Annotated in this window: 20 protein-coding genes; 5 read left to right on the forward strand and 15 right to left on the reverse strand. The window is 68.1% G+C overall.

Translation table 11 applies throughout. The features are described from left to right. Positions 1–126 precede the first annotated feature (126 nt). A complete protein-coding gene (locus QM621_RS02465; RefSeq protein WP_414988766.1) occupies positions 127–474 on the forward strand; it encodes a type II toxin-antitoxin system PemK/MazF family toxin in 348 nt (115 codons plus the stop codon). 137 nt (positions 475–611) lie between these two features. Here QM621_RS02465 and QM621_RS02470 read toward each other — a convergent pair whose 3' ends face one another. The 13 genes from QM621_RS02470 to QM621_RS02530 all read right to left on the reverse strand — a co-directional run bounded on the left by QM621_RS02470 (position 612) and on the right by QM621_RS02530 (position 6957). After that, on the reverse strand, positions 612–821 hold the full coding sequence (locus tag QM621_RS02470; protein WP_414988767.1) for a helix-turn-helix domain-containing protein: 210 nt from the start codon (positions 819–821) through the stop codon (positions 612–614). 22 nt (positions 822–843) lie between these two features. After that, positions 844–1227: an XRE family transcriptional regulator gene (locus tag QM621_RS02475; RefSeq protein WP_414988768.1), complete on the reverse strand. Its 384-nt coding sequence runs from the start codon at positions 1225–1227 to the stop codon at positions 844–846. Between the two features lie 17 nt (positions 1228–1244). Beyond that, positions 1245–1454, reverse strand: coding sequence for a type II toxin-antitoxin system HicA family toxin (locus tag QM621_RS02480; protein ID WP_414988769.1), 210 nt, complete (start codon positions 1452–1454; stop codon positions 1245–1247). A 46-nt stretch (positions 1455–1500) separates the two neighbouring features. Next, positions 1501–1671, reverse strand: a complete 171-nt coding sequence (locus QM621_RS02485) for a hypothetical protein (RefSeq protein WP_414988770.1) — start codon at positions 1669–1671, stop codon at positions 1501–1503. Positions 1672–1746: 75 nt separating this feature from the next. Further along, complete coding sequence (locus QM621_RS02490; protein WP_414988771.1) at positions 1747–2034, reverse strand: HigA family addiction module antitoxin; 288 nt, start codon at positions 2032–2034, stop codon at positions 1747–1749. 11 nt (positions 2035–2045) lie between these two features. Continuing rightward, positions 2046–2183 (reverse strand): hypothetical protein, encoded by a 138-nt coding sequence (locus QM621_RS02495; RefSeq protein ID WP_414988772.1) that lies wholly within the window; start codon positions 2181–2183, stop codon positions 2046–2048. Further along, positions 2180–2359 carry a toxin-antitoxin system HicB family antitoxin gene (locus QM621_RS02500; RefSeq protein WP_414988773.1) on the reverse strand — a complete coding sequence of 60 codons (180 nt, stop codon included), beginning with the start codon at positions 2357–2359 and terminating at the stop codon, positions 2180–2182. Before QM621_RS02500 ends, QM621_RS02495 begins: the two co-directional genes overlap by 4 nt. A 113-nt stretch (positions 2360–2472) precedes the next feature. Beyond that, complete coding sequence (locus tag QM621_RS02505; protein WP_414988774.1) at positions 2473–2682, reverse strand: hypothetical protein; 210 nt, start codon at positions 2680–2682, stop codon at positions 2473–2475. Then, complete coding sequence (locus tag QM621_RS02510; RefSeq protein WP_414988775.1) at positions 2679–2999, reverse strand: helix-turn-helix domain-containing protein; 321 nt, start codon at positions 2997–2999, stop codon at positions 2679–2681. Before QM621_RS02510 ends, QM621_RS02505 begins: the two co-directional genes overlap by 4 nt. 172 nt (positions 3000–3171) lie before the next feature. Continuing rightward, entirely contained in the window at positions 3172–3519 is a 348-nt protein-coding gene (locus QM621_RS02515) for a helix-turn-helix transcriptional regulator (protein WP_414988776.1), read from the reverse strand. Positions 3520–3575: 56 nt separating this feature from the next. After that, positions 3576–4625, reverse strand: a complete 1050-nt coding sequence (locus QM621_RS02520; protein WP_414988777.1) for an alpha-hydroxy acid oxidase — start codon at positions 4623–4625, stop codon at positions 3576–3578. Next, on the reverse strand, positions 4622–5764 hold the full coding sequence (locus QM621_RS02525) for an acyl-CoA dehydrogenase family protein (protein WP_414988778.1): 1143 nt from the start codon (positions 5762–5764) through the stop codon (positions 4622–4624). The genes QM621_RS02520 and QM621_RS02525 overlap by 4 nt, the downstream gene beginning before the upstream one ends. A gap of 23 nt (positions 5765–5787) precedes the next feature. Next, entirely contained in the window at positions 5788–6957 is a 1170-nt protein-coding gene (locus QM621_RS02530; protein WP_414988779.1) for a CaiB/BaiF CoA transferase family protein, read from the reverse strand. Between the two features lie 146 nt (positions 6958–7103). On the opposite strand from QM621_RS02530, the gene QM621_RS02535 reads away from it, so the two are divergent. After that, positions 7104–7421, forward strand: a complete 318-nt coding sequence (locus tag QM621_RS02535; protein WP_414988780.1) for a type II toxin-antitoxin system RelE/ParE family toxin — start codon at positions 7104–7106, stop codon at positions 7419–7421. Then, positions 7418–7714, forward strand: a complete 297-nt coding sequence (locus QM621_RS02540; protein WP_414988781.1) for a helix-turn-helix transcriptional regulator — start codon at positions 7418–7420, stop codon at positions 7712–7714. Before QM621_RS02535 ends, QM621_RS02540 begins: the two co-directional genes overlap by 4 nt. A 90-nt stretch (positions 7715–7804) precedes the next feature. On the opposite strand, the gene QM621_RS02545 is transcribed toward QM621_RS02540, so the two are convergent. Both QM621_RS02545 and QM621_RS02550 read right to left on the reverse strand, forming a co-directional pair. Continuing rightward, positions 7805–8128: a hypothetical protein gene (locus QM621_RS02545; protein WP_414988782.1), complete on the reverse strand. Its 324-nt coding sequence runs from the start codon at positions 8126–8128 to the stop codon at positions 7805–7807. Continuing rightward, a complete protein-coding gene (locus QM621_RS02550) occupies positions 8125–8529 on the reverse strand; it encodes a hypothetical protein (RefSeq protein ID WP_414988783.1) in 405 nt (134 codons plus the stop codon). Before QM621_RS02550 ends, QM621_RS02545 begins: the two co-directional genes overlap by 4 nt. A gap of 155 nt (positions 8530–8684) precedes the next feature. Between QM621_RS02550 and QM621_RS02555 the strand changes: the two genes are divergently transcribed. Continuing rightward, on the forward strand, positions 8685–10484 hold the full coding sequence (locus tag QM621_RS02555; RefSeq protein ID WP_414988784.1) for an ABC transporter ATP-binding protein: 1800 nt from the start codon (positions 8685–8687) through the stop codon (positions 10482–10484). Positions 10485–10529: 45 nt separating this feature from the next. Beyond that, positions 10530–11513, forward strand: coding sequence for an ABC transporter substrate-binding protein (locus tag QM621_RS02560; RefSeq protein ID WP_414988785.1), 984 nt, complete (start codon positions 10530–10532; stop codon positions 11511–11513). Positions 11514–11553 lie beyond the last annotated feature (40 nt).

Genomic DNA, 11553 nt, shown 5'->3' on the forward strand with positions numbered 1-11553 from the left:
ACGCGACCCCCCCCCCGCACCTTTTTAGAGAAAATTCACCCTCGCTCTCACCCTCGAATCGAGACGTCGGCCCTGACTACTGGGACGAGTTCCGCCAGTGGGACCTCGCCCTGGACGACGGTCTGCGTGACCGCTGACCTCCGTCGGGGCGCCGTCGCCTGGGCCGACCTCGACCCGACACGAGGACGCGGGCAAGCGGGCCGACGGCCTGTGCTGGTGGTCGCCAGCGACCTCTTCCTCCAGCAGGCCGACGCCCTCGCGATCATCGTCCCCGCCACCACCGCCGACCGCGGCTGGCCGAACCACGTCCGGCTCGCCGGCTCCGACCTCCACCTCGCCCAGCCGACCTTCGCCATGACCGAGCAGATCCGGACCATCACCCGCGAACGCCTCGTCGACGTCGCCGGTTTCGTCGACGCGGCCACCATGCGCGAGGTGGATGTCTGGCTCCGCGACTTCCTCGCCCTGCCCTGAGCCCACCGCGCCGTCGGACACGGCGTCCTGGTCACGTGCTGAAAACACACAGAATATATACCGTAAAGTATACCAATCGGTGAGCCTGGCCAGTGCCGGACTCGCGGGGTCACCGGATGCTCAGGAGGCGATCGCGTTCAGGCTGCCGCGATCTGGACGCGCAGGCTGCCGCCGACCGCGTGGGCGACCTTCGCGAGCGTGAGCACCATCGGGACGCTGCCGCCGCCTTCGAGGTCGGAGATGTAGGACTGGCTGACGCCCATCGCCTCGGCGAGCTGCGCCTGGGTCATGCCCGCGGCGGTGCGGGCGTCGTAGATGGCTTGGGCGAGGTCGAGGTCGCTGAACACGAAGTCGACAGCGGCGCGCAGGTCAGCTCGCCTTGGACAGCTGGTAGACGCGGGCGCGGCTGATGCCGAGGACTTCGCCCGCGTCGGGGGCGCTGTAGCCCTTCTCCCGGAGGGCCGCCACCACCTCGCGACGTCGGGCTGCGGCGCGGGCCTGGGCCTTCCTCGCCTCCTCCTCGTCGCGCTCGGCCTCGTGCCACTGCGCGATCAGGTCGTCCTCGACGTGGACGGTCACGTCGACCGCGACGGCCTCGGGCGCGACGTCGAGCCACATCGCTGCGACGCCTTGTGCCTCGTGGGCGACTTCGGCGAGACTGCGGGCCTGCCCGCCCGTACCGAGTTCGGGGATGTCGAACACCCACCAACGGCCGTCGCGTCGGACGTCGACGGAGTAGGTCTGTTCTGTCATATCTGGCTCCTTGCCGCTCATCGCCATTGCCGGGGGATTGGGACACCGGCCCGTTTGAGTTGGTTGAGGACTCCGGCGGAGACCTGTTTGTGGCCTGCGGGGATGGACGCTTTGACTGACTCGTCGGGCATCCCCCAGATCTCGTGGCTGCCTTGCCCGTCACGCAGGAAGACCCAGCCGATTGATTTGAGGTGGCTGATGACGTCCTTGGTCTTCTGCGGCTTCACGATTTTGGTATACCCCACCCTAGACGTAGATGTACAGAGGGGCTATTCATACCCGTCGGGCAGGTCGGTGACGGACTGCCAAGGAGATCGCCTCGCGCTGGTGCTCGGCGGCCTGCTCGAGTCGGGCGACCTGGGACAGCGCGCCGGGGTGCTGGTCGTATCGCACGACCCACCAGCGGCCTTCACGGGTCGCGGTCGAGGTGAAGTGGTGCGTCATCGCCACTGGCTAGCTCGCCTTGAACAGCTGGGAACGCGAGCGCGGCTGATGCCGAGGATGGTGGGGCGCGGCGTTTCACGCCGAGGCGAACGCACGGACGGATCCGTGGTCGCGGCCTCGCTCGACGGCGAGGTCGTAGGCGGACTGGAGGTTGAGCCACATACGGGCGCTGCTGACGCCCGCCGCCTCCAACCGCAGGGCCAGCGCCGGGGACACCGCCGCGTGTCCGTTGAGCACGCGCGAGAGCGCGACGCGGGACATGCCGAGCCGGTCAGCCGCTTCGGAGACGGTGAGGCCGAGGTCGGCGAGGACATCCTCGCGCAGCACCTCGCCAGGGTGGACGGGAGTCTTCATGGTGGTCATGGCGCTTCCTTTCAGCGGTCGTCCTCGTCGTCGAGCAGTTCGACGTCGGGGCCGGTGAACGCGAAGGTCGCCCGCCAGTTCCCGTTGACGCGGACCGACCAACGGCCGTCGCGGCGGACGTCGACGGAGTGGGTCGGCGTGGGCGTCACGCGCGGGCCAGTCGCTCGGACGCGACCCGGTTGAGGCTGACGTTCTGCTCGGCTGCGGCGAGCGCGAGGGACCGGTGCAGCGACTCGGGCACCCTGACCATGAACTTGCCGGAGTAGCGGCGGTCGGCGATGGGCACAGGCGGGGTCTCTCCGGTCGCGGCCATGTCGTCGAACACGTCGGAGACGAGGGCGACCAGTCCTCGCAGGGCGTCGACTTGGTCGGGGTCGAGCCAGGACAGGGAGGGGAACTCGTCGACGATGGCGACGTGCCCGGCTGGTCCGACGCGCGTCAGTCGCGGCCGAAGCGTTGGAAGGCCGCCTGTCGGGTGGTGTCGAGGGCGGCGCCGATGACGGTCCACGAGTCGCCGGCCGCGCGGAGTTCGGCTTCAGCGTCGGCGATGGCTTTGCGTGCGGCGATGATGCGTCGGAAGTTCGAGGCATCGCGGGCTTCGAGGGTGGCCGGGTCGAGTGAGTCGAGCCATGGCTCAGTGGCGGTCACCCGACGGTCAGGCTCTGGTCGCCGGAGTCCGCGACGACTCGCAGCGTTCCGCCCAACGCCTCGACGTACGCCCGCAGGGTGCCGAGTTCGGCCGCGTCCATCACGCCGCGCTCGATCTGCGACACCCGGGGCTGCGACACTCCCATCGCCGTGGCGACCTCGGCCTGGGAGACACGCTGCGCCTTGCGGACCTCGGCCAGTCGATGCGCACGGACCTCGGCCAGCATGTCGTCGCGCAGACCTGCGATCTTGGCCTCGTCGACCTCTCGGACGGCGTGCCCGGCCGCACGGACCTCACGCCAGCTCTTCGCCGCCATCTCACTCACCTTTCTCGATCCACCGCTCGTACCGCGCTTCGGCGACTGGGATGTTCTTCTCGTACCAGTCCGACCAGTTCCCGGCCTTGTCCCCTCCGCTTCCAGCATGTCGATGGCGGCATGCCACGTCAATCGGCCCGTCGTCGACACCGGCTCAGCGGTTCGGTAGACGTCAGAAGTCGAGGAGGTCATCGGCTTCTTTCAGGGCAGGCGGGCGGACCCGACGGGCCATGAGGTTCAACCGCTCCTCGCCACGACGACGCAGTCGGGCGAGTTCTGCCTTGTCGTCGGTGCCGAACAAGTCGACTCCAGTCAGCACAGCGGCGTTGAACACGGTGCCGATGGCAGTGCCGTGTGCGCCATTCTCGATAGCGCGGACCGTCACCGGGGAGACGCCGAGACGCTCGGCGAACTCCGCCACGGTCCACTGGCGCTCGTGACGGGCCATCTTGATCTGCTGCCCCAGCACACGCGCCGCGTCGGCGGCGGCAGGAAATGCGACAACCGGTCGGCGAGCCACCCAAACCTCCTTCAACCATCCCTTAACTGATTTATCGAATAGTTTAACTTCCATCGCTAGCCATGCGGCGGCACGTTCTTTCTCTCCGGAAACCTTGAGACATACGACCGATCCAGATCACGCGCGTTCGGGCAGCCCAGGAGCGCGAGGGTGGTGTCGAACTCCTCGACCAGCTGCCGCAGCACCGCCTCGGCGCCGGCCGGGCCGCCCCGGGCCAGGCCCCACAACACATGCCGCCCGACGAGCACCGCGTCCGCGCCGAGCGCCAACGCCTTCGCGACGTCCCAGCCGCGGGTGACCCCGCCGTCGACCAGCAGGTCCACCGCGTCGCCCACCGCGTCGACGACGGGGACCAGCGCGTCGACTCCGGCGAGCGTCGTGTCGAGCTGGCGGCCGCCGTGGTTCGACACGACGATCCCGGCCACGCCCGCGTCCACCGCGCGCACCGCGTCGTCGGGACGCAGCACGCCCTTGACCAGCAGCGGCAGGTCCGCCGCCTCGGCGAACGCGCCGAGGTCGTCCCACGTCAGGGTCGGGTCGTGCATGCCGAACAACTGCTCGGTGGTCAGCGGCGCGCCCGACGGGTTGAGCGCCAGCGGATGGGTCACCCGGAAGCCGGAACCCCGTTCACGCCAGCCCGCCACCGGGAAGTCGACCGTCAGCACCAACGCCTCGTAGCCGTGCTCGCGCGCCTGCGCGACGAGGTCGAGGGAGACCGAGCGCTCCTTGAACACGTACAGCTGGAACCACCGGTCGGACTCGCCTGACGCGGCGGCCACCTCCGGCAGGCTCGTCGTGGTCTGCGAGGACAGCACCATGAGCGAGTCGGTGGCCGCGGCGGCCGCCGCCATGCCGAGCTCGCCCGTCTCGTGGGCGTGCCGCTGATAGGCCATCGGCGCCACGACGACCGGATGGGCGCGCTCCCGGCCGAGCAGCGTCGTGCTCAGGTCGCGCACCCCGACGTCGACCAGCACCTTCGGGTGGAAGGCGTACCGCTCCCACGCCGCGAGGTTGTCGCGCAACGTGAGCTCGGCCCCGGCGCCTCCGGCGAAATAGCCGAAAGCGTCGGGGCCGAGCAGGTCCTCGAGATCGCTGAGACCACTCATCCCAGCAGCGTACGACCCACGATCTCCTTCATGATCTCGGTCGTGCCGCCGTAGATCGTCTGGATGCGCGTGTCGAGATAGGCGCGCGCGATGGGGTACTCGGTCATGTAGCCGTAGCCGCCGTGCAGCTGGAGGCACTTGTCGACCGTCTTCTTCTGCAGCTCGGTGCTCCACCACTTGCCCATGGCGGCGTCCTGCACGGTGAGCGTGCCCGCGTTCAGCTCCATGATCGAGCGGTCGACGAAGACCCGGGCGATCTGCGCCTCGGTCTCCAACTCGGCCAGCACGAAGCGCGAGTTCTGGAAGTTGGCGATCGGACGGCCGAAGGCCTTGCGGCTCTTGACGTACTCGACCGTCTGGTCGATGACCGTGCGGCACGCGGCGGCGGCGACGACCGAGATGGTCAGGCGCTCCTGCGGCAGCTTCTCCATCAGGTAGATGAAGCCCTGCCCCTCCTGGCCGAGGGTGTTGGCGACCGGCACGCGCACGTTGTCGAAGAACAGCTCGGCGGTGTCCTGCGCCTTGAGGCCGATCTTGTCGAGGTTGCGGCCCCGCTCGAAGCCCTCCATGCCGCGCTCGACGGCGATGATCGTGAAGCCCATCGCGCCCGCGTCGGGGTCGGTCTGGCAGACCACGAGGACGAGGTCGGCGAGGATGCCGTTGGAGATGAAGGTCTTGGAGCCGTTGAGCACCCAGTGGTCGCCGTCCTTGACCGCCGTGGTCTTGATGCCCTGGAGGTCGGAGCCGGTGCCGGGCTCGGTCATCGCGATGGCGGTGATCGTCTCGCCGGAGCAGAACTTCGGCAGCCAGCGCGCCTTCTGCTCGTCGTTGGCGTACGACAGCAGGTAGGTGGAGACGAGGTCGGTGTGCAGCGCGAAGCCGACGCCGCTCGCGCCGATGCGGGTCAGCTCCTCCTGCACGATGGCGTTGTAGCGGAAGTCGCGCATGCCGCCTCCGCCGTACTCCTCGGGCATCATGAAGCCGAGGATGCCCAGCTCGCCGGCCTTGAGCCAGAGGTCGCGCGGGACGATGCCCTCCTTCTCCCACTCCTCGTGATAGGGCGCGATCTCCTTGTCGCAGAAGACCCTCATCGTGTCGCGGAAGGCCTCGTGCTCGGCTTCGAAAATAGTCCGTTCCATGGATTCTCTCGTCTCTGTCGTGGTCAGTCGTTCTGGACGGCGACGCCGCGCTCGATGAGGGCGTCGACGTCGTCGATCCCCCAGGCGGTCAGGGCGGCGCGGGTGTCGGCGCCGATGGCCGACGGCGGGGCGCCGAGCTCGGCGGGAGTCGCCGAGAAACGGGGGGCGGGGGCGGGCTGGGTGACGCCGTCGCGCTCGACGTACGTGCCGCGCGCGACGTTGTGCGGGTGCGCGTACGCCTCGGTGAGCGGCACGACGGGGGCGACGCAGGCGTCGGTCCCCTCGAAGATCTCGGCCCACTCGGCCTGCGTCTTCGACCCGAACACCTCGGCCAGCCGCTCGCGCAGCGCGCCCCACTGGGCGGGGTCGTTGCGGTCGGGCAGGTCGTCGAATCCGGCCTCGGCGAGCAGCCGCTCCATCTCGGCCCAGAACTGCGGCTCCAGGCCGCCGACCGACAGGTGCCGACCGTCGGAGGTCGCGTAGACGTCGTAGAAGGGGGCCGCGCCGCCGAGCAGATTGGTGCCGCGCTGGCCGTCCCACAGGTGGTTCTGCTGCATCGTGACGGCCATCGCCATGAGGTGCGCGACGCCGTCGGTGATGGCCGCGTCGACGACCTGGCCCTGCCCGGTCGTGCGGGCGTGGGTGAGCGCGGCGAGCACGCCGGTGACGAGGTAGAGCGAGCCGCCGCCGAAGTCGCCGAGCAGGTTCATCGGGAAGGCGGGGGCCTCGCCGAAGCGGCCGAGCGGGTCGAGCCCGCCGGCGACGGAGATGTAGTTGAGGTCGTGGCCGGCGCTGTGCGCGAGCGGACCGTCCTGGCCCCAGCCGGTCATGCGGCCGTAGACGAGTTTCGGGTTGCGCTCCAGGCAGACGTCGGGGCCGAGGCCGAGCCGCTCGGTGACGCCGGGGCGGAAGCCCTCGATGAGGATGTCGGCCTTCGCGACGAGGTCGAGGACGAGGTCGACGCCGCCGTCGGCTTTGAGGTCGACCGCGACGCTGGGGCGTCCACGTCCGAGGATGTCGCGCTGGGCGGGGGCCATCGCGAGGCCGGGACCGCTGGGCCGGTCGACGCGCACCACGTCGGCGCCGAGGTCGGCGAGCAGCATGGCGGCGAACGGGCCGGGGCCGATCCCGGCGAGCTCGACGACGCGCACGCCCGCCAGGGGTCCGCTGGGGGCGGTGTTCTGAATCGTCACAGCAACAGTGTGACAGTAGTGCTGTCACGGTTCTCAACCGACCCTCGGAGCACCTGGCGGACCGCAGGGGATGCGCAGCCGCCCGTCCGGCCCTCATGGCAATGAGAGTGCTTGTCTTGGATATCTACTTACAGTAATATCAGGACATGACGATGTGGATGGTGGTCTACTCCGACGAAGTCCGGGAATGGCTCGACGGCCTCAGCCGCGAGGACTACGCCGTCGCCCGACGCGCCATCGCCCGACTGGAGACCGAAGGGAACATGCTCCGCATGCCGCTGTCCAAGCCGCTCGGCGAGGGACTCTTCGCACTGCGATTCAACCTCGGCAGCAAGGCCCGCCGCGTCACCTACACCTTCGAGCCCGCCGAACGCGTCATCACCCTCACCACCTTCCACAAGCAGAAGAACAACGAGCGCCGCGAGATCCTCCGTGCGCGCCGAGCCCAGAAGGAGCAGCCATGACCACCACCGCCACCGAGTACCACGAGAAGCGCCTCGCCGCGATGACCCCCGAAGAGCGAGCCGAGTTCGAGCGAGCCTCCGTCGAGGCCGACCTCGCCCTCGACCTCGCACAGGCCATCTACGACGCCCGACAGGCCGCGGGCATGACCCAGGCTCAGCTCGCCGAGGCGATGGGCGTCAGCCAGTCCCACGTCTCCGCCCTCGAAGGCGGGGGCGGCATCCCCACGCTTACCACCCTCGCGAAGGTCGCCCGCGCGGTCGGCGGCAGCCTGCACGTCCAGATCGCGGCCTGACGCCGCCCGAGGGCCGAAGACGGTGAGCGCCTCAGGTTCGGCCTCAAGAGGCGTGAACCGGCCGTCGATCGCTGTGCCGCGCGGAAGACTTCATCGCCGGTAGCCGCGAGTACGAAGGGTGAGGAGTGCGCCGCCGAGACGGTCGACGAGTTCTTCTAGGAGGATGTCGTCGGCGTCCGGCCTCTGACTCCACGACCGCGCCTGGGGCGGGACATAACCGGGCAGGGAGGGGAGGTCTCTGGCCCAGGCGCGCAACTCTTCGTCCGGGCGGCGCGACGCGAGATGCGACTCGATCTCCCGGACCAGGTTCCCGTAGAACTCGCTGCCCGTGAGCCCTGCCAGGCGCGTGGCGAGCTTCAACGCTCTGGCCAGTTGCCTCTCGCGCTCAGTCCAGGTGTAGAGGTGTTCGGTCACGGAAGTGCTCGCCGGAGAGAAGCCACGAGCCCCTGGAGGGCGAGCAGGCGTGTCCGTAACTCGTCAGCGGCGGAGCCTGGAGTCGGCCGCGCCCCGTACTCGCGCTCACGAGTCGCCTCGTCGGCAAGGCCGGGGAGGTGCTCGAACCCCCGAGCCCAGGCGGCTACCTCGTCGCTCCCGGCACCCCTGCGGAGAAGCTCGTGAGCCTCTCTCGCGCTCTCCCTGTAGAGCCGGGCGTAGGGTGCGTTGCCGTCTGCCAGAAGGCGCGCCGCTTCGCCCATGCTCGCTTCCACCTGGGCAAGCACCTGCTCGGTGGTTCCTCTCCTGGGCTTGCTCACGGACTTCCTCCCGGATTTCGACGCGTCGCAGTGCGCAAAGGACCGTCTCGACTCGACCGTCATGACAACCGCCCTTCGGCACGGTGTAGGAGTACTGATTCTCGTGGACGGCCCGCTTGTTGTCCCCGTGGCGCCTGGGCCACCACCTTCCGGAAAATCGCCTGGCCGGTCGGGCTCGCCCGGTCGTGACGAGATCGCAGCGGCCATAGGGTGACCTCGTGACTGCAGAGCACCCTGACATTTCCCAACCGCTCCTGGAGTTGTGGAAACGCTACCGGACGTTGCGCGGCAGGATCATCGCCGCGCTGGCCGTGACCACGATCAACAAACTGGCCGACATCATGCCGGAGCTCCTGATCGGGGTTGCGGTCGACGTCGTGGTGCGCGGAGACGAATCGTGGGTGAGTTCGCTCCTCGGCGTCGAATCCCAGTTCGGCCAGCTGGCCTGGCTTGCCGGGTTCAACGTGGTCGTGTGGGTCATCGAGTCGTTGTCGGAATACATCATGGAAGTGCTGTGGATGAGCCTCGCTCAAGAGGTCCAGCGCACCCTGCGAATCGAGGCCTACGACCGGGCGCAACATTTGCCGCTCGGCTGGCATGAACAACGTCGTCAAGGCGCCACGTTCGCGGTGATCTTCGACGACATCAACCAGCTTGAGGAGTTCCTGACCTTCGGCGCGACCGCCATCGTCCAAACCGTCCTGAACGTGATCTTCGTGGGCATCGTGTTCGCGGCGGCGTCCTGGCAGTTGCTGCTCTGGGCGTTCCTGCCGGTCCCGGTGATTCTCTACGGAACGTTGCGGTTCCAGCACGTGCTCACCCCGCTGTGGGAGCGCACTCGTGTTGTCGTCGACGACCTCTCGGCGACCCTGACGGCGAACCTCGCCGGGCTGATGACGATCAAGGCCTTTCATGCCGAGAAGCGCGAACGCGACCACGTCGCAACGGTGGCGGGCAACTACAAGGACGCCACCATGAAGGCGGTGTACGTCGCATTCGCCTTCGTCCCCGTCGTACGGATGGCGATCCTCGCCGGCTTCACCTGCACGCTGCTGCTGGGTGGCTGGATGGCGCTGCGTGGCGAACTCAGCGTCGGACTCTATTCCGTGCTGGTGTTCATGACCCAACGACTGCTGTGGCCACTCACCGATGTGGCCGACATGGTGCAGCGGTATCAGAAAGCACGGGCGTCGACAGTGCGGATTCTGCGGCTGATCTCCGAGCCGATCGAGCTCGCCGCGGGAACGCAGACTCTCGACGGCGCCGTCCGCGGGGACATCGAACTTCGCGACGTCACGGCGGGCTACGCCGATGGACCGGACGTCGTACGGAATCTGTCGATGACGATCGGCGCCGGCGAAACACACGCGATCGTCGGGGCGACCGGGTCAGGCAAGTCGACGCTGTTGCGGCTCATCACCCGGTTCAACGATCCGCGATCCGGCGCCGTCCTGCTCGACGGGCACGACATCACCACCTTGACCTGGGAAGCGTTGCGTGCGCCCATGGGCCTGGTGCCGCAAGACATCTACCTGTTCTCCGGCACCATCGCCGACAACATCGCCTACGCCCGGCCGGACGCATCCGCCGACGAGGTGGCCCGGGCGGCCACGGCTGCTGCGCTCGACGAGTTCATCGAGTCACTTCCCGACGGCTACCAGACCTGGGTCGGGGAACGCGGGGTCACGTTGTCAGGCGGGCAACGCCAGCGGGTCGCCATCGCACGGGCACTGCTCGGGAACCCGGAGATCCTGGTGCTCGACGAGGCGACGAGCGCGGTCGACAACGAAACCGAAGCGGCGATCCAGCGGTCACTGCGCCTGGCTGCTCACGGTCGCACCACCGTGGTGGTCGCGCATCGGCTGTCGACCGTTCGTCACGCCCATCGCATCTGGGTGATGGACGCCGGCGCGATCGTGGAATCGGGTACGCACGATGAACTGCTGGCGCTCGGCGGCCACTACGCGGCGCTCTGGCGCGTCCAGACCGGCGAAAAAGGTGATGGTAGCCTCGCCTAACCATCACTGCGGTGTGCCGAGCTGCCCGCGCAACAAGGAGAAGTCATGAGTCACGTACGGAACCCTGTCAGTCGCGCCCGCCGCACCCGGGCAATCATCGGCGCACTGGCGGCAAGCATGCTCCTCCTGGCGGTCGGCTGCGGCACTGCCGGCGATGACTCCGACACGGCGACTCGCACCGTCACCGATGGCAGCGGCAAAGTCACCATCCCGGCGAAGCCGACGAGGGTGGTGGCGGCCGACGCGTCCACCTACGCCCAGCTGGTGTCGCTCGGCATCGAACCGATTGCGGCAGTCCTTCCCGAAGGCGTTCCGACGGAGTACTTCAAACCCGATGGCGTGCAGGTTCCCAACATCGTCGCCGAGGACGGTTGGACCGTCAGCCTCGACAAGGCTCTCGATCTCGACGCCGACCTGATCGTCACCCAGCAGGCGGACTGGAACCAGGAGAACATCGACCGCTACAAGAAGAGCCCGATCCCGACGTATGCGCTGGACGAAGGCTGGAAGGACATCGACGACGTCTACACGAAGTACCGCGAGTTCGCCAAGGACATGGGGCGTTCGGACGAGGCTGAAACGACCATCGACGAGTTCGAGAAGAAGCTCCAGGACGGCAAAGCGGAACTGGCGCCGTACGTCGAGCAACTCGGCACCGTGGGCATCATCCGGGTCACTGACGAACCGTGGGTCGGGGCGCGGGTGGAAGACGTCGTGGCGACCGCTTTGCTCCCGGGCCTGGGCCTGAAGGTCCCGGAGTGGCCGGCTGCGAACGCCGACGGGTACTTCCAGGTGGAACTCGAGACCCTTGAGCAACTCGACGTTCCGGACACGTTCTTCGTGGAAACCGACACGGACCCGAGCAAGCTGTCGATCCTGGAGTCGGATGTGTGGAAGTCGCTCACGCCGGTCGAGAACCACAAGGTGATCATGTTCACCGCGAAGTGGTGGAACGGTGACCTGCTGCAACTGGGTGCCATCGTTGACGAGATCGTCGACAACGTCACCAAGAGCGTTGACGCTAGCTGACCTCGCCGCAGGGGACGGCCCGGCCTATGACGGGTTCCCT

It is taken from the genome of Aeromicrobium sp. (genome assembly GCF_047606445.1).
GTDB lineage: Bacteria > Actinomycetota > Actinomycetes > Propionibacteriales > Nocardioidaceae > Aeromicrobium.